Raw genomic sequence first — 26,424 nt, forward strand, 5'->3', positions numbered from 1 at the left:
AAGTGGTCAACTTTTAGTTTAGCGTTTACAGTAAGATTTAGAGCCGTCTCTGCTGACTACCTGAATCTCCGGATGTTGTTTCAGCCATGCCGTCACGTCTTCTGATTCTCTCGTGGGCAGTACTTCTAAAGGCTGGTGTGTCTTTAAGTCAACGATTATGGTGCCGTAAGCAGATCGCTTTTTGAAGGCAAAGTCATCGATTCCTACAAAAGGGAGAAGGCTTTCTTTCAGGTAAATCCATGCTTTTCACAAGCCGAAGCAGCGTGTCATGGCTGACCCGAATATGAAGTGCTTTGCATGATCTTTCTGCGGCCAAGCAATTTGTAGAAAGGGTCAATTCCGTTAATATCTTTTCTAAACGGGTCGTTTTCCGTCTATATGAATGCGCCCACGAAAGCCTCTCGGTAAAAATCTTTCTTGAACAGGAGGGCTCGTCACAAAACCATTTGCGCAGTCGGATTTGAAGAGTTACATGTCGTCCGGATATCGGGAGATCATCGATTTTGCGGGTATAATGGCTATGCGCCCGGCTGGAAAATACATCACATGAAGGGCATCGGGCCGAAGAGGAAGATATATTCATTATGCAAAAGAGTTCATTATCTGACACATGTTCATGGATCATATCAATCGGACTGTTAAACTGAAAAAGTAGTTGTGTCCTGCCCATCATATTGGACCACTCCTGTTCGCTTTTACATTTCCTATACCCCAAAAACTTCTAAAAGATGCATTCACCAAAAAAGCGTAAGAGCCAATTCGACTTGACGTCTACAAGATACTCAACAGCTTTTTATTTGATTACTCCAATGGCTTTCTGGAGGGATTAATAACCTGACAAAAGTCATGAAGAGGAATGCCTTTGGTTTTAGAAATTTCCTGCGGGCAAAGGCGAGAATACTGCTTTTACATAAGTATAAAAAAATTGGAAGTCATGTTGGGTAGGAGGAGGTTCTGCCTCACTCCACCCCAACATTTGACATAGAACCAAAAAAACAGGGGCCGCCCTCAAAAGTCGGTTTCACCGACTTTTGGGACAGCCCCTTTATGTAGCTTTATTACTTAACCCGCACTGGAAAAGCTTGAGCCTGTAGCAAAACTTCCACCACATGAACTAGCAGAAGAGAAAGTAGATGTTGTAGCTGCGCTACCGGCTGTTGTAAAACCTGCAAATTCAGTTGCATCAACTTGTTCCTCTATATAAAGTGCTTGCGTATTATTATCAACAGACTTAACTAAATCTTTATTCATTCTCTACACTCCCTTTATTATCCTTAACCTGCTGAAGATGCTGTTGCAGTTGAACTTGCACTTGCAGCACATCCTCCAAATGTTGAATAAGAACCGAAACAACTTGCAGAACCCCAAGTTCCAGCCACTTCATTTAATTGATCATCTTGTTCTTCAATATATATGTTCTCATTTAATTCTTCCATTGCAACTTCCTCCATTCCTTTTATTAACCATTTAAACTATCTGTCTACAAATTAACCTTGACAAGAAACTGTAGAAACAGTATTTACTGTAGATCCCGGGCAAGATCCACTAGAAAAAGTACTGACAGACCCCAATGATGAAGCAACTTCATTTAGTTCAACTTGTTCTTCTAAATAAATAGTAGAATCTGTTGGTTTTGAATCGCTCAACTTACTCACCGATTTCACCTCCTTTCAAGTAGTTTATTGGATTTTAAATAGCCTTTTGGCAAAAAAGTACAACAATACAAATAATCCTAATAAAATAACAAGATATTGATACATAGGTAACCAAGGTTCATTACTTAATCCTAAGTTGTACTGTATGGTATCATTTAAAAAGAGCATTGGGTTCCACACTAAATACTTGTAGTAATCCTGAGGGTCATTTCCAGCAATTGATACAAATAGATTTGTCATGGTTACTGAGAACATCAAAATCAGCATAATTGGTATTAACATACTATTTGCTGTCTTCCCATTGCGAAATACTGATGAAACGATATAACTCAATGGATACAGGCACAATAACGTGAAATTAGAAATAATAATAATTTTCACTAATTCAATAGCCTCAATAGGAATAATGACACTGTATAAATACAATGTAATAGTTAGAAAAATATTTAAAATCACAAATACACCTAAGCCAAGGCCAATGAAATATTTAATAAATGTTAAATCAGTTTTAGTTAACCATTCAAATACTTTTTCAGATCTTTTATCCGATAAATATATTGTTGCACCGGAGAATGAAAAGGAAAATATAGCCATCAACACAGAAAAGGAAATGAACTGCCCCTTAATCATATAGTCTAACGTTTTAGTATCTATAGAACTCTGTTTTGTTAACATAAAGGATATCCCTAAAAAAATAAATGTTGGTAGTAGATTCCCAAATAAAACACCCACGTTTCTAAAAGTTTCAAGAAGATAGATTTTTGTAACTTGTAAAATCATCGGCTTTCCACCAACCTTTTCCCTGTAACCTTATAGAAGATATTCTCAATATCTAGAATTGAAGTGTCCGAATATTTATTTTGGAGATTTTCTATTGTATCGGATTCAAGAATGATTCCTTTATCCATAATAGAAATCGTATTGAACAAGCTTTTATATTCATTAACCTCGTGGCTAATAACCAATAGTACTTTATCATTTCCTTTTACATATTTAATCAGAAATTGATTTAGATTTTTTTTCTTCTCTAAATCTAAATCAGCAAACGGTTCATCAAGTATGATTACAGGTTTATTTAACAGTACTGCTAGAAAGATTGCTACTGACTTTTTCTCTCCGCCGGAAGCACTTTTAACAAAATTACTACCTATTTTTTCTATTTCCAACAATTCATATAACTCCCGGTCGAAGTAATAATCTTTGGTGATTTTTTTAAAAAACTCTAATAATTCTCTGATTCTTATATTAGGAAAAATATTAAAATCTTGATATTGGACAGCAGCTTCCAATAATAATGTTTGATTATCTGAAAGATGCATTGTACCAGAATCCTGTTTTAATTCCCCATCAATAATTCGAACTAATGTTGTTTTTCCAGAACCATTTTTCCCCAACAACAGATGGCACTTTTTGCTTTCTAAAACTAAGTTGATTCCCTGTAAAATTTGATTTCCATTAAATTCTTTCTTAATTTTGTCGATAATCAATTTCAATTTGACTCTCATACCTTTCTATAATTTATTCAACAGAAAAAGCAAAAATAGGTAACCGAGAATCGTTAAAACTCTTTAAAATTTCTACTTGATATTCAACTAGTGTAATTCCAGCAAAAATAGTCCCTTTCAGTTCTAATTCAGTTGCTTTTAAACTAAGTTGATGTCCCAGTAGTCCGCTTATAGCATTCATATATCGATAATTACCTAAATTGTTTTCTCTCGGAATATTATTAACTTTCCATTCAAAAAAGAACACCCCACTAGCATCATGCATTTCTGTTTGTAAATAAAGAGTTTCCCTTGAAATAGATTCTTTATCCAATTTAGTTTTTAATACCCAATTCTCATCTTCCCTGTAATATACTCCTTGAAAATTTCGATTAATTAATTCGTTATTGTCAATAAAACAAATTTCTACATAATTTTCTATCTGCAAACCTTTGATGATAGTCTCACCGTGGTTAACTATTTTTTCTAGTAAATCTAGATTTAAGTGATTAATATCTTTACTGAAGTATCTAAAAGATTCTCTTTTTTCTATAACATCCAAAATTGTTTTCGTTTTTAAATCTAGCTTTATTTTTGATATATCAATATTGTTAGCTAGAAAATTAATGGAATTTAGATTTCTACTTCTTTCTACAAACTCCTTATACACTTAGTTCACCTCAATGATAAAATTGACTACTTCATTCGATTTTTTTATTCCTAATAAGTTTAATATTTCCCGTTCGTTGAATTGGGTGATCATTCTAAAGTTTAATTCGAAATATTTTCTTATAGAAAACAACTGTGAAAGCATGACTCCAGTGTTTAAATTTGCTATTTTAAAACTAAAATTCTCGTATTTTTGTGATATTAAATCAGTATCATTTGCAATAATAAAGTATCCCCTAACATCATTTTTTTTATCTTGCATTATTATATTTTTGTAAAAATTAGATATATCCTCATCAGAAACATCCCTAACTTGATAGTATTGATTATCAAAATTATTGTAGAAATAAATTCCCAAACCATCAAATGAGTTTACTTCTAAATTTATATAAAATAGAAGATTAGAATTTATATTTCCTCCACTTGGAGTATAACGTTTAAATTTTAATTTGTGATTTTTGTAAGCCATTGTGTATTTGAAAATACCATCAACATTTTTGGGGACAGAATTAGTACTATCTAATTTTTTCCATAAAAAAGATACTTGATTAAATATTCCTAATTTTAAATTTTTTTCTTTGAAATGAGTCAAATGGCTTGTCTTGTTAACATATTTGCTTGCTGGAAACTGGACTGCAACCTCATAATCATAGAGTGTCAACTCCTGTGATGAAGAAGTTCTTGTTCTCTTATCAATGACTTGATAATCTAGCATTCCACCAACATTTCGGTAATAGCCTTCTGTTAACAGATTATTCGATAGTTTCCCTATTTCTCTTAATAATAAAATTGATATATAATCACTCAGAATATCTTCCTTAACATAGTTCTCAATCGAATTTCTTTCTGTTTTTATAAGATGATGTAAATAATTTGTAGTTGTTATTGCTTTTTTTGAAAATATAGGTCCTATCTGCCCAGAAACTCTATCAACGTACAATACATCTAATTTATCCGAAAGTTTACTCACTACGTTATCATTGAAATCTCTATCGGAAATGTAGACTATTAATTTTTTCAATTTTGGTGTTTTGACTTCTATATACTCATCTATAAACAATCTTTCAGCATTCAATCCGTACTTCGATAATTTTTTTTGAATTTTATAGGTAAGCGCTTCTTCATCACATATTATGTAAACTATACTATCTTTCAAAATTTGATAAATATCTTCTAGATTTGTATGATTCTTAAACTTAGTCATTTGTCTTATAAAAAATCTATCTTGATTAGTTAATTCTTTATTGTCATAGGCTTGAACAAGACAACCTTTCATAAACAAAATTTCAAGTAACTTATCAATATCTTCTTTAGCAAAATCGGATTTCTCATATATCTCTTCCAAAGTAATTCCTTGCTCTAATAATGGAAATAAACTGTATACTAATTTTGCTGCTAGCGTACCATTTAATTTAAAAGGACCATCTGACGGTCCATAAATTGTTACACCTTGATGATAGATAGTATGGATATTAGGAATTAACTTTGGCTGTTTTGGAAACTGGACCATTGGATCATTTATTAATAGCGACACAATCTAACACCTCATTTAATTGATTTATCATTTCATCACTACTATAATCATGGAAATCACATTGTTTACACTTTGTGTAGCCTAGTATTTGTTTATTTTTAAAAGTATAATAATCAAAGGAATAGATTGAAATTTGTCCTACAAATCCCGTTTCTTTAAATGCACTAATAAAACTCTGTGCAAAAATTGAAAATTCCACTTCTAAAACATTATCTACTAAGCTGTAGTCTTTTTTCATAAATAATTTCTCATACATTATAGAGTTGAAATAATACTCCTTTAACCTTGCAATGGAGCATTCGATACATATTTCACCCTTCTGATATTCTGGTTTATGAACACCAGGGATAATTACTGTATCTACATCAAAAAATATTGGAATTACATTGCAGTTAATCACCTTTACTGCACTTAGAAATTCCTCAATGTATAAACCATCATATACTAGAAATAAAATAGACTCTTTCGAAAGATCGGAAATTTCAAAATAATTAACCGATCTAACTTGGAAATTTTTCTTGCGAAACTGTTGGCGCAAAGAAGATTTTGCAGTACCAATCCCCGACAAAAAATAATTCATTCATACTTCTCCTCTCAAATTTTAAAATTTTGATATTAAGAAAACGGCAATGGTAAAGGATTAATTAAATTCTCACTAAAATATCCATAAATCTCTTTCGCAAAAGTTTTTACTCTCTTACTGTCGTGAAAACGAGCTGAATGGACAAATGATATTGGCTGTAAAGATGGAATTGTAACTTTTACTGCTTTTAATCGATTTTCTTCACATTCTCGGTTCGTTAAATTTGTCACATACACTTTGTGCCCTAAACTTTCCAATTTCTTGATAAGATACCTTAATTCTTCTCCATACGAGGAAAATTGAATTTCATTAGTAGGAATGCTACCTTTTGAAGAATTATTAAGAAATTCAAATGCGTATGCTTTTGAGGGATGCGCCATATATAGAGCACCTTCATCCACGTGATAAAAACTCATTGGATCTTGCTTCAATAAATTAGACTGTTTTTTGATTCCGTTTGCAAGGCTATAAATTACCGAAATGAGTTCTTTCTTCAATTTACTTATAGCCTTTTTTGGACAAGTATTTGAAGAAAACATAACAACATTTCTAATTGATTCAGAGAAGTGAGTTTCTGCCCTAAGACAAAAAGTATAAACTCCGTTAATGGTCGATGCATCGTATAGAGTAGTTTTTCCTAAAAAAGGGCTACTGAAAATTTCTAAGTCCTCACTACACTCTTGTTTATCTATTTTTTTTAAAGGTCTTTTTAGTAACCAAAAGAGTGCAATTCCATCCCTTTCAATAACTTCATAAATCCCATTAATAACTGCCCGGGTATAATCTTGATGGATTGCACATCCGGTAGAAATTGGGTGAATTAATCCTTCCCCATTGTAATTGAAATGAGTATACAAATTTATATAAACTTGTGGAATATAGCATCTTGATTGATCTGTTAAATTATAAGATTCACTCCATCTTAAATATTTCTTCTCAATTCCATTGCTGCTTGTCTCACTTTGATTTATTTTTGGAAAATCAGAAAGCGGCACAGCTAAATCTCCAAGTTCTTCTTGTGATGCAATTACCTGTTGACTAACAGGTATGCTATTTGCTAATCGTTCATAAGCTTCCATTGTAGCTAAAAACATCGAATCTTCAACAGAGTCCCCTGTACCCGCACCTGTCAATTTAGATAAATGATTCTCTATTTTTTTACCCAGGTTTAAAGTGTAGTAGTGATTGATATCTGAAATATGAACAATGCCAATGTTTGTTTCTTGCAATCCCCTAGGAGGAAATACGCTACGACTTCCGATTATACAATTATTATATATCTCCATAATATCCCTCTTTTTCTATTAATCATCAAAACTTTAATAATGGCCAACACATGTTAACTTGTCTAAACCAATATTGATTGTTTAATTTTCTTTACAATAACCATTTCATCCATTAAGGTATATCCCAATTTATTAAGTGTCATATGTAAGAATTTTATACAAATACTTTCGTTTACATATTTTTCTTCCAACATACTCAATGGTTTTAATACTGTGCTCAGATCATGACTTTGATTTTTTTCGTCGTTTTTAGAAAAGTTAATTTGAGTATTTAAATCCTCCCTGTTAAAACGGTTAACTGTTTTAGTCCAATAATTTACATAGATATCAATAAATTCGTTATTTAGACAATTGAAAATCTGTAAAATAATTTTTGATAATGGTAATACAAAAGTAGAGGAATCAATATCTTTATTATCAATAATAAATCTTGATAGTTCTATTGAAAATTCCTCATATATACCCAATGACGAACCAAATAAATTATATTCCGGGTCATAGATTTTTTTTAATACTCTTTGTTCCTCAAACAGTTTATAAATCATTTTTTCAATCTTGCTTTGAAAGCTAGATTGAATCCTAAACCTAAAATGAAAACCAATTGGATCAATATATTGAATAAAGAAAAATTTTACATCAGGATATTCTTTAAGGATATTACTCACTTTATCTAAAAAGTAATTTCGATCCTTTGTATAAATATGATAACTGCTCCACATTGTGACTACTCCTCTATTTTCAATACCGCATATTCAACTACTTTTTGTTCCAAGCTCTCGTTAAAATTTGGCTTGATTTCTTCAATAATAACTTCTTTTTCCTCTTTTAAGATTCGTTTTAACACTTTAATTGATTCAGAAGAATACAATGATATCCATATAGGCTTACTTTTTTTGAAACTATAATTGTTTTTTCTAAGGAAAAATTCCATCGGTAGATTATTCTCTGTAAAATACGATGATATAGCCATGAAAAAATCCCAATTACTCATATCAGTTGATTGAATAGCATCTTGAACAATAAGATTATATTGTTTTCGATTGTTTAATTTTCCTGAATTTTTCATGTCAATATTCCATGGATGAATGAGATTTAAGAGCACACCTTTAGAGCCATAAAAAAGGTGAAATGGTATGGTGCCTAAATATAGTAAATGGATAAATTCATCCTTATACACAAACCTAATTTGATTATCAACAGATACGTGCAAATGTATATCTAAAAAATCTTCTGGCCACTTCATTTTTTTATGGAATGATTTCCCACTGTCGACATGATTTGAAATTTCTTCATCCATAACGACTTCATAGATAGGAAAATCTTCATAAAATAATTTATTGTAATACTTTTTCAAATTATCATTAATACACTTATCAAATATTTCAGCATTTCGATGAAAAACAGCTCCACTTCCAGCATTAATGTTATTTATTACTATATTTCCATTAACATCACTTTGATAAAAGATTAATGCGCTCTTTCTCATTTGTGGCTTAATTGTTACTGTATTTTTTATCGTTAAATTACGTTCGAACATATATTTCTCTTTAATATCAGTAACAACTGCTAATAACGATTGATTTTGATACTTCTCCTTATTTTCTAAAATTAAATTATATATATAATAAAAATTTTTATTTTGAACAACACAATCATCGAAAATCTCCTTCATTCTTTCCGAGCTAATCGTTGGGACTGAAAATTGATTTTTCTCAACATCATTATGATAATACAGAGGTAATTCCAAAAACTTTTCACATAAACTAACGCCAAAATAGTTTGAATCATGTCTCGATAAGTATTTCAAAACTTTATTAGAAATTTGTTCATACTGAATATCATTTATACAATTTGGAAATAAAAGTTCAACCATTTGAATTCCAAAGATACTCACAATGATATCTTTAAACTTTTGGTCATCGTTTATATATAAACTATAATCAGGAACGATTACCCCATTATTTACAAGTACCTCATAGGTAAAATTGTTTTCTTCTTGAAGAACATTTTTTATATTATTAGGAGTTTTACAATTTTCAATGCACTTTAATATGTTCACAACTTCCTTATTGTGTAATATGTCATCTTGTTTTAATACCCAATCTACTCCATTTAGCAAAAAATTCTTTTCATAATATATACCTTCTGCATTGTTAATTTTCTTAAAGACTGGGTTAATTTTTATTCTTAAAAGATTCATTACCTCAACATCATTCATCGCTGCAGTCAATATTAAATACTTCACAACATTATTTAACTGTAAAGTTTCTTCACTATCCTTTTTATGCAAGCTATAGTAGGTTGTTTTTCCAAAATAACTTAATGGGCTGGTCTTTACAGTTGCGCGTTGTACATATCCATATCGAGCTCTATTAAAAGAATCTTTTTGAATCTTCAAATCTACTAGACTTTTATAGGCTTTAGGAGTTGTAACTTTTAGAGCCTTTTTAAATCTTTCTTCCGTATAAAATGCTTCATAATAGTTTTTTTCTTTATTTTGAAACACGTTATTCATCTTTTGTTTTAAACTAGTTAATTCAATTATCAATAAGTTATATTTAGAAATTACCTCGTTAATTATTTTATCTGCACTATCATCCACAGATTCTTTTACATCTAACTTACGTTTTATTCTTCTCTTCACAGATTGATATATTCTTAGTAACTCTACTTCTTGTGTATCGTAATATTTTTTAGTTTTCTTATTTAGTTCCGTCAATAATATTTCTTGAATATTTTGTAATTCTTGTTTTTTCACTAAATATTCTTTTACAAAAAATAAATCCTTATCCTTTAAACGATTCAAAAGAGAAGGTGTAAATAAGGCTTCCCTCTTCATACATAATAATTCATTCAAAAAGACCACCCCCTTGTTTGCATAAAGTATACATTTAAAACCATAATCACGAACATGAATAATACAATTACATAGAATGCTAACCCATATGCCAGTTTTATGATGTCTCTATATCCTTTGAGAATACTTTGCTTTTTCTTCGAGAAAATAAATTGCTTGGTATAATTAATCGCCTCAGTCCGAAAGTTTGATTTTCCTATCAAAGAAAATATCCCTAAATAAAAATCCGTAGGAAAAAAAATATTGTAGTTAAATATACTCATTATTAATTGCAAGTTTAGACAGATAATAAACTCTGGTTGTTGAAAGATTAAAGCTAATGAACTATATAAAATAATTAAAATCAAATCTGCAATATTTCCTGCAAAAGCTACATTTGCTCTTTTTAGGTCATTTCCAGTCGGAACAATTTTCACATAAAAAATTGGGATAAAGTAATACTTTAATTTGAACGCTATTGAAAAAATTTCTATTCCCTGCATTCTTGAAATGACAACATGTAACATTTCATGAATAAACAAAATACCACCCAAAAAAACTAGCATCGCTATCCCATATTCCTTAAAATTAAGAAGTTCAAAATCTAAATAACCTATACCATCAAATGATTGAATCAAAAGTGTTATTGCAATTGGTAATAGTCCTAAAAAGAATATTAGCTGATTAATCAGTATAAACTTTGGACTTATGTTACTATTAGTTATAAAAATTTTATTTACCCAATGTTCTTCTTTTAATTCAGTATCATCATAGAATCCAATCTTATTTAATTCTTCTATCTTTTCTTTCTTTAAGGTTGCTTCAATGTCTCCCTTATATGTTAGGTAGTACCCTTTACAATTTTTCCTATCGAATAAAAAATATTTATTTTCATTTAAAAATTCTATCGAAAAGTTCGGATTTTTTTTCATAAAATAGCCTTTCCTTCCATAAGAAAATATTACTATTATTAAGAATTTTCCATCATGTTATATAATTCATTTAATGCATCAATAAAATTCTTACAATTTTCTACAACTTTATATAAATATTACTTTTTTTACAATATATCACATTTATCTAGGTTTGACAATACGAACCTTAATTCTTTAATGTACTTTTGAAGGCTTTTAAAGGATTTTCACGAATTTTACCCATAGTGGGAATTCAAGGAGATAAGGCACGGGTTATTTCCAAAATCAATGAACGAGGAGGAATTGTTGATGATAAGCGAAAAATGTTCCAAATGTGGGGCAACTGAGTTTACAGAAGCTACAGATTATATGCCAGTAAAACCAAGTAAAATGTCGATGAAAGGTTCAAATAAAATCTATAAGTTTTGCTTAAAATGTGGAGAAGTTGATTCTATTCGCATTGAAAACGTGAGTATTTTTAAAAAATAGACTCTATTCGATAATCGGTTCTGGTGCAAAAACTTAATGGTCAATGGATGTATCTATATCGTGCAGTGGACTCCGAAGGAAACACTATTGATTTTCACCTTGGCAAAAATAGGAATACCCAATTTTATATTGCAGGGGCGATCGGCGGCTCCCTGCTGTCTGCCCTTTCATAAATGCACAAGAAGAACCCTGGGGACATCCACAGGGTTCTTCGTTTGAGGCAATGAAAAACGAGCTTGCTGATCAGCAAGCTCGTTGAGTATGTCGTATTTGCCACCAACAGTATGTATTGGTGGAGACGGTGGGAGTCGAACCCACGTCCAAAGATAACGGCACTTAAGCTTCTACGAGCGTAGTCGATATATTCGCGGTTCGCTAACTTCTCTGCCTATCGACAGGCGTTAAAGCAGCTAGTCTGATTGTTCTCTTCCTTCATCCTCAGACGGCGGAATCCGGCGTAACCCGCTTAATTTGAGTCCGCTACCCTACCACACGGGTGATGGAGGGGCGAACCTTTAGACTGCTATTAGGCAGCTAAAGCGTAATTGTTTTGTTTGCCAGTTATTGGCTTTGACGTTTTAACGAGGCCGATCCCCTCGACTCGCAACTTAAGCTCGAACTATCCCTGTCGAATCCGTAACGTCCCCTTTATTAAGAGAGTGAACGGATGCTTCAGGCTGTTGTCAGCCAGAGCCAGTTACATTTTCTATTATAACATACTCAATGAGAATATCAAGGGACAGCGCTAAGTTTAGAATCCTTTTTGCCGGTCTCTAAAGGCGCGTTCAATGTCCCGCTTCGCTTCTTTCCTCTTTAGGTCTTCCCGCTTGTCGAATTTCTTTTTCCCTTTTCCAAGTCCGATTAACAACTTAGCATAACCGTCTTTTAAATACAATTTCAGCGGAACAATCGAATAGCCGGCTTCTTTCGTTTCACCGATCAGCTTATCGATTTGTTTGCGGTGCAAAAGCAGCTTTCTCGTCCGCAGCGGATCATGGTTGAAGCGGTTGCCTTGTTCATACGGGCTGATATGCATGTTATATACAAATACTTCCCCGTTATGAACGCGGGCAAACGCATCTTTTAAATTGACGCGGCCGTTGCGGATCGATTTGATTTCCGTTCCTTGCAGCACGATCCCGGCTTCATAGGTTTCTTCGATAAAATAATCATGACGCGCTTTTTTATTTTGCGCGATAACTTTTCCTTCTCCCTTTGGCATCTGTTTCACCTTCCGTTTGTAAGTTGGGGCGGCAAGCGGCAGCCGCAACTGCCGCTTGAAGGTCAGCGTTTATTCTTCCGCTTTTTCTTCATTTTCTTCGGCACACCCTCATAATACTTGCCCCTTTTTTTCTTTTTGCGTGGAGGCTGATTGCTCCATTCTTCCGCCGCTCCCCCTTGACTTTTCTCTTGTGAAGCACGGCTTTTAGGGCGTTCTGATTGGAGTCTCAGCACTTTCTTCTGTTCTTTCTCGGGCCGCTTTCTATTATTTTTCATGCCGACGATTTCAAAGTCAATCGATTGCTCTTCTTTATTGACATTGGTGACACGAACAGTTATCTCGTCCCCGATGCGGAACACATTCCCAGTACGCTCTCCGATCATGGCAAAATGACGCTCGTCATACCGGTAATAATCATCGGTCATATAGGAGACATGCACGAGCCCTTCAATCGTATTCGGCAATTCCACGAACATCCCGAAATTCGTCACAGAGCTGATAATCCCGTCAAACTCTTCACCGATTTTATCCAGCATAAACTCTGCCTTTTTCAGCTCGTCCGTGTCGCGCTCGGCATCAACTGCCCGGCGCTCCATGCTGGATGTATGATCCGCAATTTCCGGCAGACGGGCATCCCATTTTGCTTGTGTAGCCGGATCAATCTGACCGTTGATTAAATAGGTGCGAATTAATCTGTGGACAATCAAATCGGGATAGCGGCGAATCGGCGATGTAAAATGCGTATAGAAATCGGTGGACAAACCGAAGTGGCCGAGACTTTCCGGTGCGTATTTCGCTTGCTGCATGGAACGCAGCATCACGGTAGAAATGACGACCTCTTCCGGCTTGCCTTCAATCGCTTCAATAACTTCTTGCAGCGCGCGCGGATGGACAGAGTTGGCTGTTCCTTTGACCATAAGCCCAAAATTAGTAATAAACTCAAAGAATCGCTGCAGCTTATCTTCTTTCGGGTCTTCATGTATGCGGTATAAGAACGGAACATCCATCCAGTGGAAATGTTCAGCGACCGTTTCATTGGCCACCAGCATAAACTCTTCAATCAGACGCTCGGCAACAGAACGCTCGCGCAGCACAACGTCTGTTGGCTTTCCGGTTTCATCAACCAGCACTTTCGACTCTTTGAAATCAAAATCGATGGCTCCGCGCTTTTTGCGCTTTTCTCTAAGTATAGCCGCCAGTTCCTCCATTTGTTCAAATAAAGGCACGAGCGCTGCATATTTTTGGCGCAGCTCTTCATCTTTGTCGACGAGAATGCCGTTGACATCACTGTATGTCATTCGCTCCGTTGTCCGAATCACACTTTGGAAAATTTCGTGATGAACGACCTCTCCTGCTTCGTTAATTTCCATTTCACACGATAAGGTCAAGCGGTCCACTTGCGGATTCAATGAACAAATCCCATTCGATAGGCGATGAGGGATCATCGGGATGACGCGATCAACCAAGTACACGCTCGTTCCCCGCTCATACGCTTCGCGGTCGATCGGCGAACCTTCAGTGACATAGTGGCTGACGTCAGCAATATGAACCCCCAGTTTATAGTGGCCGTTGTCCAATCTTTTGACTGTTACGGCATCATCGAGATCCTTTGCATCCGCGCCATCAATCGTCACGATGGTTTCACCCCGCAAGTCGCGGCGGTTTTCCGTATCCTTCTCGTTAATCGTGTCCGGAACGGCATTAGCCTGCTCCATTACTTCCTCTGGAAACTCTTGCGGCAAACCATGCTTATAAATAATCGAAATGATATCGACGCCCGGATCATTTTTGTGGCCGAGAATTTGAATGATTTCTCCCTCGGCATTTTTGCGGCCATCTGGATAGGAAGTGATTTTCACTACAACTTTATGACCTTCCACTGCTCCATGCACCGCTTCCTTCGGGATAAAAATGTCGCTGGCAAATTTTTTATCATCTGGAATGACAAAACCAAAATGCTTGCTGTCCGTATACGTGCCGACAATTTCGCTTTTTCCCCGTTCCAGAATTCGGACTACCGTTCCTTCTCGCCGTGATCCTCTTGTTTCCGAAGTGACACGCACTAAAGCGATGTCGCCATTTAACGCCCCGTTCGTCTCGTGCGGCGGGATAAAGATATCATCCATCCCCGCTTCCTCCGGCATTAAAAAGGCGAAGCCCTTTGCATGACCGGAGATCTTGCCGCGAACGAGATTCATTTTCTCGGGCAATCCGTAGCGATTTACTCGCGTGCGCACAACCAACCCCTTCTCTTCCATATGAACAAGCGCTTTGACGAATGTCTTAAAATCCGCTGAATCTTCCACTCCAAGAGCTTCTTCCAGCTCTTTCACTGTCAGCGGTTTGTAAGATTCTTCTTTCATGTACGTCAGCAGCCGCTCGACATATTCTTGCATTTGCTCTTCCATGTGCTCTCCTCCAATCGTCCTTTATCCCGCATATAAGATGCTGTGTGACTCCCGCTTCAAGATGAAGCAAGAAACCCAAAGTAAAGCATCTAAATGCCCGGTTCGTTCTGTCCTGCGCAATGCAGGTGCAAAGGCGCTGCAGCAAGACGCTGAGATGTTCACCTTTGTTCTTGTTTGCAAAAGCGGAGAAATAATTTTCCCGCGGTTTAAAAAACTTCTTTATACCGTCCAGTCCAGCCGCTCTAAAAATTGATAAACGTCTTCATGCAGTTGCTCTTTCTCTTTATCAAGTGTAATAACATGGCCGGATTCTTCATACCATTTGATCTCTTTCATCGTGGCTTCTATTTCGTCGTAAATGATATTGGCACTGTTCGGGTTAATGATTTGATCATGGCGGGCCTGTACGACAAATGTAGGCGCATAAATCATGTCGACATGCTCTCTGACATCCGCGATTAAACGCTGCAACGCTTTCAACGTAGTCATCGGCTTTTGCTTAAACTCTTCCATCTCTTTTTCAATTACCTCTGGCGACTTTCCTTCAAACTCTTTAAATTTGCGGGCATATTCCACCACATTCTCATACATAAGATCTTCGCTTTTGAAATACATCGGCGCACACATTGGGATAATTCCCTTCACGGGAGCGGTGGAGCCAAGCTTTAAAGAAAAGACGCCGCCTAAAGACAATCCAGCTACTGCGATTTCTTCATAGCCTAAATCCTTTAAATGCTGATAGCCGCCTTTCACATCTTCCCACCAGTCATCCGGACCTGTGGCCAGGAGTTCTTCCGGCGGCACCCCGTGTCCCTTGTAATGCGGCGCATGGGAAGTATAGCCTTTTTTCTCGAGAAAACGGCCGAGCATGCGAACATCTGATGAATTTCCTGTAAAGCCGTGCAGCAGCAAAACCGCCCGTTTGCCCGCTTCAAATGTAAATGGTTTTGGCAAGGTAGGTCTCATGATGAATAAACTCCTTTGCTATAGTATGGACCGTTCATAGAACTCTCATAATTATTTTACGAAATTATCCCTGCCGGAGCCAGCAGAAGGGGTTAGGAGGCTTACCATAGAAGAGCAAGAAAGCCCGGCTAAAGCAGCCGGGCTTTTTCATTACAGTCCAAAGTAGGACACAGCTATAGTTAAGCCAAAAAACAACACAGCCAAGACTACGGTGATCCGATGCAGCACCAAATCAATACCGCGCGCTTTTTGTTTGCCAAAAAGCTGCTCCGCTCCCCCGGAGATCGCTCCGGATAAACCGGCGCTCTTTCCAGACTGAAGCAGGACAACAATAATAAGAGCAATCGACACAACGACAAGTGCAATTGTCAATACTGTATGCATCACGCATCTACCTCCATCAGACGAACATACGAATAACCCTATCTTAACATAAAACACCTCAGATGAAAAACAAGAAAAAAACATAAAGTGGAAGAAAGAAAGAATTTTGACGAAGAACAGCCCGATCTGCTAGCGAAATCGGCTCTTGAGTCAAAAATATGGCTTGCTTGACAACTGAAGCCGGCGTTTGCCGAAAAGTATAATGGGATTGTCAGAAAAGGAGACCGGCGATAAAGTGAAACTACAAGCGGCAGAGCCTTCTTTAATCTCCCGTTCCGCTCTTGAAGAGAGAATTTGACAGGCAGAAAAAAACAGATCCCCAAAGCAATGGGGATCCGCCTGTTTCTCACTCTTTATTTTTTCAAGTTATAGAAGGTTTTGTTACCTAGGTATTGTGCCAGTTCTCCGAGCTGATCTTCAATGCGAAGAAGCTGATTGTATTTAGCAACGCGATCTGTGCGGGACGGCGCACCTGTTTTGATTTGGCCTGCGTTTGTCGCAACCGCGATGTCAGCGATCGTTGCGTCCTCTGTTTCACCGGAGCGGTGAGAGATAACCGCTGTATAGCCAGCGCGCTTCGCCATTTCAATCGCATCGAATGTTTCTGTCAATGTACCGATTTGGTTCACTTTAATTAAGATAGCGTTGCTGACGCCTTGCTCAATCCCTTGAGAAAGCTTATTCGTATTGGTTACGAATAGGTCATCGCCGACAAGCTGAACCTTGTCGCCAATACGCTCTGTCAGCATCTTATGTCCTTCCCAATCGTTTTCATCCAAGCCGTCTTCAATGGAGATGATTGGATATTTAGAAACCATTTCTTCATACCAGTCAACCATTTCGGCGGATGTTTTCACAACGCCTTCCCCGCTTAGATGATATTTACCGTCTTCTTTATTATAGAATTCGGAGGAAGCCGCATCCATCGCAAGCTTCACTTGCTCACCAGGCTTGTAACCGGCTTTCTCAATCGCTTCAATGATCGTTTGTAGCGCTTCTTCATTAGACTTCAAGTTAGGCGCGAATCCGCCCTCGTCACCAACCGCTGTATTCAATCCTTTTTCCTTCAATACAGTTTTTAAGCTGTGGAAAATTTCTGACCCCATGCGGAGCGCTTCTTTGAAGCTGTCTGCTCCGACAGGCATGATCATAAACTCTTGAATATCAACGTTGTTATCAGCGTGCTCGCCGCCGTTTAGGATGTTCATCATCGGAACAGGCAGCTGCTTGGCATTCACGCCGCCAAGGTATTCATATAAATGAACGCCAAGATAATCGGCTGCAGCATGTGCGACCGCCATGGAAACGCCCAGGATGGCATTGGCACCTAATTTTCCTTTGTTATCTGTTCCATCAAGCTCGATCATCGCACGGTCGATGCCAATTTGATCCAGCACTTCAAAGCTGCCGACAAGCTCTGGAGCAATAACATCATTAACGTTTTCCACCGCTTTTAGCACACCTTTGCCAAGATAGCGTTCCTTGTCGCCATCGCGAAGTTCCACTGCTTCGTATTCGCCAGTGGAAGCGCCGGATGGGACAAGCGCGCGTCCAAATGCGCCAGATTGCGTGTACACTTCTACTTCAACCGTAGGATTTCCGCGTGAATCTAAAACTTCACGTGCGTAAATATCAGTAATTACGGGCATGACAATCTCTCCTTTTTCATTCATTTTATTTAGTAATCAACGATTTTCCAGTCATTTCTGACGGTTGTTCTATTTGCAGTAAATCGAGCATCGTTGGCGATAAATCTCCTAGAATTCCGCCCTCGCGCAAGGTAATTCCCGGTTTGGTCACGATGACCGGAACGGGGTTTGTCGTGTGAGCCGTCATCGGGTTTCCTTCAAGCGTTACGACTTCATCAGCATTGCCATGGTCAGCTGTAATGATCGCCGCCCCACCCTTCGAAAGAATTAAATCTACAACTCGTCCCAAGCAGTCATCCACCGCTTCGATCGCCTGAATGGTCGGCTGCAACATCCCTGAATGTCCAACCATATCCGGATTGGCAAAATTTAAGATGATGGCATCCTGCCGGTCATTGTGAATCTCATCAAGCAACGCGTCCGTTACTTCATAAGCGCTCATTTCCGGCTTTAAATCGTAAGTAGCCACTTTAGGCGAGTCAATTAAAATCCGTTTTTCTCCCGGAAATTCTTCTTCCCGGCCTCCGCTCATAAAAAAGGTCACATGCGGATATTTTTCGGTTTCGGCAATGCGAAGCTGTTTTAATCCGTGCTTGGACAAAACTTCGCCGATTGTATTGCGCAAGTTAATATTTTCGAACGCAACAACGCCATTGACCGTTTCGCTGTACGGCGTCATGCAGACGAAATACAGATTTTGCGGCACATCGCCGCGGTCGAATCCTTCAAATTCCTGATTCGTAAACACATTGGACAGCTGAATCGCGCGATCAGGGCGGAAGTTGAAGAAAATCACAGCGTCATTATCGCAAACCTTGGCCACCGGCTTACCTGCTTCATCCGTTATGACAGCTGGAACCACGAATTCGTCGGTTACTCCGTTCGTGTAAGACTCTTCCACGACCTGCAGCGGGTCTTTAAACACAGGAGCCTCGCTGTAAGCAATGGCCTTGTAGACTTTTTCTACTCGATCCCAGCGCTTGTCGCGATCCATCGCATAATAGCGCCCAGAGATGGTGGCAATTTGTCCAACACCGTATTCTTTGATCTTCTCAAGGGTAGCTTCAATATAGCCTTTGGCTGTTTGCGGACCGACATCCCGGCCATCCAAGAAGCCGTGAATATAAACCTTCCGCAGCCCTTCCTGCGCCGCCAGCTTTAACAGCGCAAACAGATGGTCAATATGGCTATGCACGCCCCCATCTGAAAGTAAGCCAAATAAGTGAAGCGCGGATCCGTGTGCTTTGGCATGCTGAATCGCCTGAAGAAATTTCTCGTTTCGGAAAAACTCTCCCTCACGGATCGCAATATTAATTCTTGTTAAGCTTTGGTAAACAATTCGGCCGGCGCCAATATTTAAATGGCCCACTTCCGAATTGCCCATTTGCCCTTCGGGAAGCCCGACCGCTTCGCCGCTTGCCGTGAGGGTTGTATGCGGATATTGTTCCCAATAGCGGTCAAAGTTCGGCTTCTTGGCTTGAGCAACGGCATTCCCTTTAGTTTCCGGGCGGCAGCCGAAGCCGTCCAGAATAATTAACGCAACTGGCGCTTTACCCATGACGAACCGCCTCCAGCAGTTGCAGGAAGGACGCCGGTTCTAGGCTGGCGCCGCCGACAAGCGCTCCATCGATATCCGGCTGCGCCATGTACTCGCTGATATTGGCTGGTTTTACACTGCCGCCGTATTGGATGCGCATGCTGTCAGCCGCTTTGGCAGAAAACTGTTCTGCGACCGTCTGGCGAATATGTGCACAAACTTCATTGGCATCAGATGAAGTTGAAGACTTCCCAGTGCCAATCGCCCAAATTGGTTCATAGGCGATTACGGCTTGACTGGCCTGCTCTTCTGTTAAGCCTTCCAGCGCTTTCTTCACTTGGCGGCCGACAAAAGCATTGGTTTCGCCCTTCTCGCGCTGCTCGAGCGTTTCACCGCAGCATACAATTGGGGTCAGTCCGTGCTTAAACGCCGCATGGACTTTTTGATTCACGGATTCATCCGTTTCATTGAACATTTCACGGCGCTCCGAGTGGCCGATGATCACATAATCAACCCCGATGTCTTCAAGAGCTTTCGGGCTGATCTCTCCAGTAAAGGCACCGCTCTCTTCAAAGTGCATCGTTTGCGCCCCGATCTTTACATCGGATCCTTCAACGGTTTTGACAAGCTGCTGCAAAAACAGAGCAGGTGAACAAATGACACTGTCAACCACACTCGCATCCGGGACTAAGCCTTTCACTTCTTCGGCAAAGCTTTTCGCCTCAGATAATGTTTTATGCATTTTCCAGTTGCCTGCGATTATAGGTTTACGCATGTTCCTCATCCTTTCAAATAGGCTTATTCCTAAGGAAGCGTACGAGCCGCTGTTACTTATCGTTTAACGCGACTACACCCGGCAGCTGCTTTCCTTCCATAAATTCCAGGGAAGCGCCGCCTCCTGTTGAAATATGGCTCATTTGTTCAGCTAGTTGAAACTTTTCAACTGCTGCAGCTGAATCGCCTCCGCCGATCACAGAGTATGTATGTTCTGCCTCTGCCAATGCTTCGGCGACTGCTTTCGTTCCATTAGCGAACTTATCCATTTCAAAGACTCCCATAGGTCCGTTCCAAATGACAAGCTTCGACTTTTGAATCGTTTCTTTATAGAGCTCGCTTGTTTTCGGTCCAATATCAAGCGCCATCCAATCCGCAGGAATCTCCTCGATGCCAACCTGCTTCGTCTCAGCTTCTTCCGAGAATTGATCCGCAGCGATGACATCCACCGGCATTAGGAAAGTGACGCCTTTGTCTTCAGCTTTTTTCATGAATTGCTTCGCTAAATCAATCTTGTCTTCTTCTAATAACGACTTTCCGATCTCATGCCCCTGAGCCTTAATAAAGGTATAGGCCAGACCGCCGCCGATAATCAAATGATCGACTTTATCCAGCAGATGATCAATCACGCCGATTTTGTCCTTCACCTTCGCTCCGCCAATAATGGCAGTAAACGGGCGCTCAGGCTGGGAAAGAGCCCGGCCTAAAACATCCAGCTCCTTCTCCATTAAGAAGCCGGCAACAGCTGGCAAGTGCTCGGCAATTCCCGCTGTTGACGCATGCGCCCGGTGCGCTGCTCCAAAGGCGTCATTGACGTAAACATCCGCCAGCGCGGCAAAGGAACGGGCAAGATCTGCATCGTTCTTCTCCTCTCCAGGGTAGAAGCGAACATTTTCAAGCAGCAGTAAATCACCGTTTTGCATTTGGCCAATTTCCGCTTCCACCGCTTCACCGTATGCTTCATCGACTTTCTTGACTTCTTTGCCGATCAGCTCGGATAAGCGGGCAGCGACAGGGGTTAAACGAAGCTCCTCTTTCACTTCGCCTTTCGGGCGGCCAAGGTGGCTGGCTAAAATGACTTTGGCTCCTTGCCCGGATAAATATTGAATGGTCGGCAGTGCTGCCCGGATGCGCGTATCATCCGTTACCTTTCCGTCCTTCATTGGGACGTTAAAGTCGACGCGGCAAAAGACACGCTTTCCTTTCACATCCACATCCTTAACCGTCTTCTTATTCATTCAGAAGCCCCCCTCGTAAAATTGAAAACTGATCGTTCAAACGATTCCTTCCGCCTGCTTCATACGAGCGGGCAGCCAGAGCAACAACCGGTTCTCATGGCTTTGGCGCCCCGCTTGCCGCCCGGCAGATCCCGGCTCATCCTCTGCAGGCGGATGGCTCATTTTTGGTGATCATGACAAAGGGGAGGGGAATGTCTCCCGCTCCCCTTTCATCCCATCTACATTATAGATGGTGGGTTACTATTTTTCCAACAAAGACGCTAAAAAGTCACACATAATTTCAAAGTTGGCGCCCGCTTCCCATTACAGGCCTTGCTTAGCGATATAATCGACTAAGTCTACCACGCGGTGTGAATAGCCGGACTCATTGTCATACCAAGAAAGAACCTTCACCATATTGCCTTCAATGACCATAGTGGACAAAGCATCGATAGTGGAAGAAACGGAGCTTCCATTGTAATCGCGTGAAACAAGCGGCTCTTCTGAATAAGCAAGGATGCCTTTCAATTCGCCTTCAGCTGCTGCTTTCAATACTTCATTGATTTGTTCCGCTGTTGTGTCTTTCTCAAGCTCTACCACTAAGTCAACGACGGATACGTTTGGTGTTGGCACGCGCATAGCCATTCCATTTAACTTTCCTTTCAATTCAGGAAGAACTAGAGACACCGCTTTGGCCGCTCCAGTTGTTGTCGGAATCATGGATTCAGCTGCTGCGCGGGCACGGCGGTAATCCTTATGAGGCAAATCAAGAATTTGCTGGTCATTTGTGTAAGAGTGAACGGTTGTCATCATGCCGCGCTTGATGCCAAACTCATCATTCAGCACTTTAGCAAATGGCGCCAAGCAGTTAGTTGTACAAGAAGCATTAGAGATAACATGATGCTTCTCAGCATCGTATTGATCGTGGTTGACGCCCATTACGATGGTAATGTCCTCTTCCTTCGCCGGTGCAGAAATCACAACTTTTTTCGCTCCTGCTTCCAAGTGCTTCGCAGCATCGGCGCGTTTTGTAAAGCGTCCGGTAGATTCTACCACTACTTCTACTCCTAATTCTTTCCACGGAAGGTTTGCCGGGTCGCGCTCAGCGATGACTTTCACTTTATGTCCGCCAACAACGATGTATTCGCCGTCTACTGTAACTTCTTCATTAAGTGTTCCATGAACAGAATCGTATTTTAAAAGATGTGCAAGCATATTGGCATCCGTTAAGTCATTAACAGCCACAATGTCTAAATTAGGATTGTTCAAAGCAGCGCGAAAAACTACTCGTCCAATACGTCCAAATCCGTTAATTCCAACCTTCACTGCCATAATCAAAATTCCTCCTTAAGTGTTTTCAGAATTTTATATAGTTAATAAGCAACGACGAAATAGCGTCGCTTATTAATTCACTTGTTCAAAGAGGGGTTCACTCCTCTTGTAATAGCCGCTTGGCTGCCGCTTCATCTGTAATCAGCACGGTCGCTTTCGGCGTTCCCTGCAAATAGGAGCGGATCGCTCTGCCTTTCGACGCTCCGCCAGCCACCGCTACCACGTCGCCAGCATCCGCAAGATCCTGCAGCTGCAAACCGATCGTATCCACTTTATGAATGACGCGGCCTTTCTCATCAAAGTAGTAGCCAAAAGCTTCCGAAACCGCCCGGGCTTTTCGAATCTTATCCATATCCTCAGCCGATGTATGCCGCCGCTTCGCCATCGTCATCGCTTCTCCAATTCCGTGAAGGATGATATTGGAACGCTTGATTAAATCCAGCACCTCTTTAATGGCCGGCTCCTGCAGCATCGTTTGATAAGCTTGCTGGCTTATTTGATCAGGGGCATAGAGCACTTTATGGACGCCGTCTGTGTTAAGCGCCATTTCAGCAACAATGGAGTTGGCTTGGTTCTGAACATCCGTTCCAATGCCGCCTCTTGCTGGAACAAAGATCAGCTCTTTGCCTTCCGCGAGATTGGGTGTCATCGCCCGCGCTGCTTCGCGCATCGTCGTTCCGCCTGTTACTGCGATGATATTCTTTGCGAGCAGACGGCTTTTTATACTTCGGGCACAGGCTGCGCCAAGCTCCTTCTTCACCCAAGCAGATTGATCGCTGTCTCCGTGAACAATTGCCACTTCCTCTAATCCGTATCGCTTCTTTAAGTTTTCTTCCATTGAGTGTATACCCTTGATTTCACTCATTACTCCTTGGAGATCCTCAAGAATCAATCCCCCATCTTCCGTCAGGCTCATTCCTTTCGTTTGAAAGGTGATTAAAGACTGTTCCTTTAAAAACTCCACTTCACTTCTTAATATTCGTTCTGTCAGCCCCACTGACTGCGCCAACATCCGTCTTCCGACTGGCTGCGCTAAGCGGATTGCTTGCAAAATTTCATAACGTTTTTGTAATACTTCCAGTAAATCCGGCAATAATTTCTTTTGAATATCAATTAATGTTCTCATAAGGTGCTCCTTCATTTCCATTAGGGACGTTATATGTCCCTTCAAAATACAAGTTCGTCCCACTTGATCCAAAAAAAATTACCCCCGCTTACACTTTTTATAGTAACAGGGAAAAAAATATAAATCAACGGATAAGTGTTAAGTCTTTGTAAAATCATGGATAATTATTTTAGTTTTTTCTTTAAAGCCGGATAGTCAATCCGCCCGTATTGAATGATTTCCCGCTTATATTCTACCACAGGAATCATCATCCCATACCGTTCTGTCCATTCTTCACATTCATCAATATTGCATTCGTGAACCGCCAAGTCCAGCTCTTCTTGAACGAGCTGCACAATCCCTTTCGCTTCCTCACATAAATGGCAGGATGGACGCGTATAGAAAAAAATCTCTTTCATGGTTGCCCTCACTTCTCAATCGTATCTTTTTCTTTTCGCAGAAGAAAGAATGGACAGCTGGCCGCGATATTTCGCTACTGTTCTTCGCGATGCATGAAACCCTTCCTCTTTCAGCTTATTGCAAATGTCCTGATCGGACAGCGGCTTCTTCTTATTCTCATTCTCGACCAGTTCAGCAATCCTCGCCTTGATCTGCTGAGCAGAAGCTGCCTCCTCCATTCCGCCGGAAAGACCCGCTGAAAAAAAGTATTTCAGTTCAAATGTTCCGTATGGCGTCTGCATATACTTTCCCCGCACAGCCCGGCTGACCGTCGATTCATGAACTTCCAGCTCTTCAGCCACTTCCTTCATCGTCAGCGGCTGCACATATTTCGGACCTCGAAAGAAAAAGTCTTTTTGCTTTTCTACAATTGTTAAACCGACACGCTGAATCGTTTTTTTCCTCTGCTCCAGGCTCTTCAGCAGCCAGGCGTAATCTTTCTCCTTCTCCTTCATAAACTGCTGTAGGTGCGGATCCTTGTGGAGAGCCAATTCATGAAAATATTCTTTTTGAAAAATAATTTTCGGCATATCCTCTTCCAGAAGATGCACCTCAACCGACTCCCCTTGCAGCGTCACAGTCATATCCGGCCGTACATACATGGCCTGATCATGATGAAAGCGCGCCCCCGGCTTCGGATTCATCTGCTGAATGAAATCGGACACCTCTTGAATCTCTTTCACATTCACATTGAGCTTCTTTGCAAGCGGGCGCCAGCTTTTGTCCGCAAACTCGATGAAATGCTCCTTAATAATGATTTGCGCAAGCTTAAGCGGCTCCGGCATCCGTCTCAGCTGAAGCAGCAGACAGTCCTGCAAGTCAAAGGCGCCGACTCCCGCCGGTTCTAAATCGCGGATCCAACCTAACACTTCCTTCGCTTCCCGCTCAGTACAGCGGCACATCGCCGCCGCTTCCTTCATTGTTATAGACATATAGCCATTTCCATCCATATTATATAATAAAAAATCCAATAACCGCTTTTTTTCGTCACTCATTGGAATATGCGCCAGCTGCATTCTTAAATAATCCGATAAAGTCTGAGACGTATCCGCTACCTGCTCCACCCAGTTCTTCTCATCCTTCATCAGGGATCCCCCTTTACGCAGCTTCATTTTCTTCTTTTTGTAAAGCGCTTTCATTTCTGGGTTCTCCAAATGAATAAACGGATTTTCCATCACCTTCGCTTCCAAAAACTCCGTCAATTCCTGGGTAGAGTACTGAAGTAACGCAATGGCCTGCTTCAGCTCTTGAGTCATCGCAAGCTTCATCGTCTGCTGCTGCCACAGACCCGGCTTTAACTGCATGTTCATATTCCTCCCCCCTTTTATTTATTATATAACAAGCGGAAAGGGTAAGCGTGAAAATTTAAAATAAATAGTTAAATAGACCTAAAAAAAAACAAATAAATAACATGTCCATCCTTTTTTTCAATGAGCATACAAATTTAACTTTCTGTGTGTTCAGTTTTTATATTTCTTAAATCCTCTATCGGTACATCAACTTCCGCAAGCCTTCCCATGATCGGTTTCATTTCCTTTTAATAAAACTTAACGGTTTCAGAAGAAAAACTCTTGAAGCGGCAATGTTTAAGAAATTCTATTGAAGCATTGAAATTAGAGATGCTTTATGAGAAGCTGACTTTCTTCTTTTCACAAGGATCCCTCCTTTACGATTCGTAAGGAGGCGCTGCGCGGCAGTATTTATACCGGTAAAAACCAAAAAAGCCCTTACGAATCATAACCCAAAATCGGCTATAAAACGTAAAGGCTACGCGCTTTTCATAGCGCCCTCGGCAGGAATCGAACCCACATTTTCAGAACCGGAATCTGACGTGCTATCCGTTGCACCACGAGGGCATTTTTTAAGTACACTACGATATTATAGCGGAACGTGCGCAAAAATGCAATGGCTTTTCTGATTT

Annotated in this window: 28 protein-coding genes, 1 tRNA gene, 1 other RNA gene and 2 pseudogenes; 3 read left to right on the top strand and 29 right to left on the bottom strand. The window is 39.8% G+C overall.

The window, feature by feature from the left end; translation table 11 throughout:
- Positions 1-18: 18 nt before the first annotated feature.
- Together CEF20_RS12555 and CEF20_RS17530 are read right to left on the bottom strand one after the other, a co-directional pair.
- Positions 19-237: a transposase gene (locus CEF20_RS12555; protein ID WP_100332862.1), complete on the bottom strand. Its 219-nt coding sequence runs from the start codon at positions 235-237 to the stop codon at positions 19-21.
- A complete protein-coding gene (locus CEF20_RS17530) occupies positions 194-673 on the bottom strand; it encodes a transposase family protein (RefSeq protein WP_100332269.1) in 480 nt (159 codons plus the stop codon). Before CEF20_RS17530 ends, CEF20_RS12555 begins: the two co-directional genes overlap by 44 nt.
- Before the next feature lie 102 nt (positions 674-775).
- Between CEF20_RS17530 and CEF20_RS17125 the strand changes: the two are divergent.
- A pseudogene (locus tag CEF20_RS17125) lies at positions 776-945 on the top strand (transposase); the annotation flags it as partial.
- Between the two features lie 117 nt (positions 946-1,062).
- On the opposite strand, the gene CEF20_RS12565 reads toward CEF20_RS17125, so the two are convergent.
- The 12 genes from CEF20_RS12565 to CEF20_RS12610 form a co-directional block, all read right to left on the bottom strand.
- Positions 1,063-1,251, bottom strand: coding sequence for a thiocillin family RiPP (locus CEF20_RS12565; protein ID WP_100332270.1), 189 nt, complete (start codon positions 1,249-1,251; stop codon positions 1,063-1,065).
- 23 nt (positions 1,252-1,274) lie between these two features.
- On the bottom strand, positions 1,275-1,436 hold the full coding sequence (locus tag CEF20_RS16675) for a thiocillin family RiPP (RefSeq protein WP_232713518.1): 162 nt from the start codon (positions 1,434-1,436) through the stop codon (positions 1,275-1,277).
- A 51-nt stretch (positions 1,437-1,487) separates the two neighbouring features.
- On the bottom strand, positions 1,488-1,655 hold the full coding sequence (locus CEF20_RS16680; protein ID WP_157796278.1) for a thiocillin family RiPP: 168 nt from the start codon (positions 1,653-1,655) through the stop codon (positions 1,488-1,490).
- Between the two features lie 24 nt (positions 1,656-1,679).
- Positions 1,680-2,435, bottom strand: coding sequence for an ABC transporter permease (locus tag CEF20_RS12570; RefSeq protein WP_100332271.1), 756 nt, complete (start codon positions 2,433-2,435; stop codon positions 1,680-1,682).
- A complete protein-coding gene (locus tag CEF20_RS12575; RefSeq protein ID WP_157796279.1) occupies positions 2,432-3,160 on the bottom strand; it encodes an ATP-binding cassette domain-containing protein in 729 nt (242 codons plus the stop codon). Before CEF20_RS12575 ends, CEF20_RS12570 begins: the two co-directional genes overlap by 4 nt.
- A gap of 13 nt (positions 3,161-3,173) precedes the next feature.
- Positions 3,174-3,809: a hypothetical protein gene (locus tag CEF20_RS12580; RefSeq protein ID WP_100332273.1), complete on the bottom strand. Its 636-nt coding sequence runs from the start codon at positions 3,807-3,809 to the stop codon at positions 3,174-3,176.
- Positions 3,810-5,342 (bottom strand): nitroreductase family protein, encoded by a 1,533-nt coding sequence (locus tag CEF20_RS12585; protein WP_100332274.1) that lies wholly within the window; start codon positions 5,340-5,342, stop codon positions 3,810-3,812.
- The gene (locus CEF20_RS12590) at positions 5,323-5,922 is read right to left on the bottom strand and encodes a hypothetical protein (RefSeq protein WP_100332275.1); all 600 of its coding nucleotides are present in this window, start codon (positions 5,920-5,922) and stop codon (positions 5,323-5,325) included. The genes CEF20_RS12585 and CEF20_RS12590 overlap by 20 nt, the downstream gene beginning before the upstream one ends.
- Before the next feature lie 35 nt (positions 5,923-5,957).
- The gene (locus CEF20_RS12595) at positions 5,958-7,211 is read right to left on the bottom strand and encodes a YcaO-like family protein (RefSeq protein WP_100332276.1); all 1,254 of its coding nucleotides are present in this window, start codon (positions 7,209-7,211) and stop codon (positions 5,958-5,960) included.
- 62 nt (positions 7,212-7,273) lie between these two features.
- Positions 7,274-7,930, bottom strand: coding sequence for a thiopeptide-type bacteriocin biosynthesis protein (locus CEF20_RS12600; protein WP_100332277.1), 657 nt, complete (start codon positions 7,928-7,930; stop codon positions 7,274-7,276).
- A gap of 5 nt (positions 7,931-7,935) precedes the next feature.
- Positions 7,936-10,068: a hypothetical protein gene (locus CEF20_RS12605; protein WP_100332278.1), complete on the bottom strand. Its 2,133-nt coding sequence runs from the start codon at positions 10,066-10,068 to the stop codon at positions 7,936-7,938.
- Positions 10,065-10,979, bottom strand: coding sequence for a zinc metalloprotease (locus CEF20_RS12610; RefSeq protein WP_100332279.1), 915 nt, complete (start codon positions 10,977-10,979; stop codon positions 10,065-10,067). Before CEF20_RS12610 ends, CEF20_RS12605 begins: the two co-directional genes overlap by 4 nt.
- Positions 10,980-11,270: 291 nt before the next feature.
- On the opposite strand from CEF20_RS12610, the gene CEF20_RS12615 reads away from it, so the two are divergent.
- Both CEF20_RS12615 and CEF20_RS12620 read left to right on the top strand, forming a co-directional pair.
- Complete coding sequence (locus tag CEF20_RS12615; protein WP_100332280.1) at positions 11,271-11,450, top strand: hypothetical protein; 180 nt, start codon at positions 11,271-11,273, stop codon at positions 11,448-11,450.
- Between the two features lie 29 nt (positions 11,451-11,479).
- Positions 11,480-11,572, top strand: a pseudogene (locus CEF20_RS12620) (DDE-type integrase/transposase/recombinase); the annotation flags it as partial.
- 168 nt (positions 11,573-11,740) lie between these two features.
- On the opposite strand, the gene ssrA reads toward CEF20_RS12620, so the two are convergent.
- From ssrA to CEF20_RS12690, 15 genes are all read right to left on the bottom strand, one after another.
- Positions 11,741-12,097: a transfer-messenger RNA gene (ssrA, locus tag CEF20_RS12625) on the bottom strand.
- Between the two features lie 104 nt (positions 12,098-12,201).
- Positions 12,202-12,672 (bottom strand): SsrA-binding protein SmpB, encoded by a 471-nt coding sequence (gene smpB / locus CEF20_RS12630; RefSeq protein ID WP_100332281.1) that lies wholly within the window; start codon positions 12,670-12,672, stop codon positions 12,202-12,204.
- 62 nt (positions 12,673-12,734) lie between these two features.
- A complete protein-coding gene (gene rnr / locus CEF20_RS12635; protein WP_408607825.1) occupies positions 12,735-15,068 on the bottom strand; it encodes a ribonuclease R in 2,334 nt (777 codons plus the stop codon).
- Between the two features lie 231 nt (positions 15,069-15,299).
- Positions 15,300-16,046, bottom strand: a complete 747-nt coding sequence (locus tag CEF20_RS12640) for an alpha/beta hydrolase (RefSeq protein WP_100332283.1) — start codon at positions 16,044-16,046, stop codon at positions 15,300-15,302.
- A gap of 150 nt (positions 16,047-16,196) precedes the next feature.
- Positions 16,197-16,430: a preprotein translocase subunit SecG gene (gene secG / locus CEF20_RS12645; protein ID WP_100332284.1), complete on the bottom strand. Its 234-nt coding sequence runs from the start codon at positions 16,428-16,430 to the stop codon at positions 16,197-16,199.
- A gap of 353 nt (positions 16,431-16,783) precedes the next feature.
- A complete protein-coding gene (gene eno / locus CEF20_RS12650; RefSeq protein WP_100332285.1) occupies positions 16,784-18,079 on the bottom strand; it encodes a phosphopyruvate hydratase in 1,296 nt (431 codons plus the stop codon).
- A 25-nt stretch (positions 18,080-18,104) separates the two neighbouring features.
- Positions 18,105-19,637 carry a 2,3-bisphosphoglycerate-independent phosphoglycerate mutase gene (gpmI, locus tag CEF20_RS12655; RefSeq protein WP_100332286.1) on the bottom strand — a complete coding sequence of 511 codons (1,533 nt, stop codon included), beginning with the start codon at positions 19,635-19,637 and terminating at the stop codon, positions 18,105-18,107.
- On the bottom strand, positions 19,630-20,391 hold the full coding sequence (gene tpiA, locus CEF20_RS12660) for a triose-phosphate isomerase (protein ID WP_100332287.1): 762 nt from the start codon (positions 20,389-20,391) through the stop codon (positions 19,630-19,632). The genes gpmI and tpiA overlap by 8 nt, the downstream gene beginning before the upstream one ends.
- A gap of 52 nt (positions 20,392-20,443) precedes the next feature.
- Positions 20,444-21,628: a phosphoglycerate kinase gene (locus CEF20_RS12665; protein ID WP_100332288.1), complete on the bottom strand. Its 1,185-nt coding sequence runs from the start codon at positions 21,626-21,628 to the stop codon at positions 20,444-20,446.
- Between the two features lie 36 nt (positions 21,629-21,664).
- On the bottom strand, positions 21,665-21,790 hold the full coding sequence (locus CEF20_RS17350; protein WP_269799229.1) for a hypothetical protein: 126 nt from the start codon (positions 21,788-21,790) through the stop codon (positions 21,665-21,667).
- Between the two features lie 141 nt (positions 21,791-21,931).
- Positions 21,932-22,939, bottom strand: coding sequence for a type I glyceraldehyde-3-phosphate dehydrogenase (gene gap, locus CEF20_RS12670; protein ID WP_100332289.1), 1,008 nt, complete (start codon positions 22,937-22,939; stop codon positions 21,932-21,934).
- Positions 22,940-23,036: 97 nt separating this feature from the next.
- On the bottom strand, positions 23,037-24,065 hold the full coding sequence (locus CEF20_RS12675) for a sugar-binding transcriptional regulator (RefSeq protein ID WP_100332290.1): 1,029 nt from the start codon (positions 24,063-24,065) through the stop codon (positions 23,037-23,039).
- Positions 24,066-24,229: 164 nt separating this feature from the next.
- Positions 24,230-24,463, bottom strand: coding sequence for a glutaredoxin family protein (locus tag CEF20_RS12680; RefSeq protein WP_100332291.1), 234 nt, complete (start codon positions 24,461-24,463; stop codon positions 24,230-24,232).
- Between the two features lie 15 nt (positions 24,464-24,478).
- Positions 24,479-25,813, bottom strand: coding sequence for an RNA polymerase factor sigma-54 (rpoN, locus tag CEF20_RS12685; RefSeq protein ID WP_100332292.1), 1,335 nt, complete (start codon positions 25,811-25,813; stop codon positions 24,479-24,481).
- Between the two features lie 474 nt (positions 25,814-26,287).
- Positions 26,288-26,359 (bottom strand) — tRNA-Arg (locus tag CEF20_RS12690).
- Positions 26,360-26,424 lie beyond the last annotated feature (65 nt).

Origin of the sequence: Bacillus xiapuensis (assembly GCF_002797355.1) — a bacterium.
GTDB classification, from domain to species: Bacteria; Bacillota; Bacilli; order Bacillales; family Domibacillaceae; genus Bacillus_CE; species Bacillus_CE xiapuensis.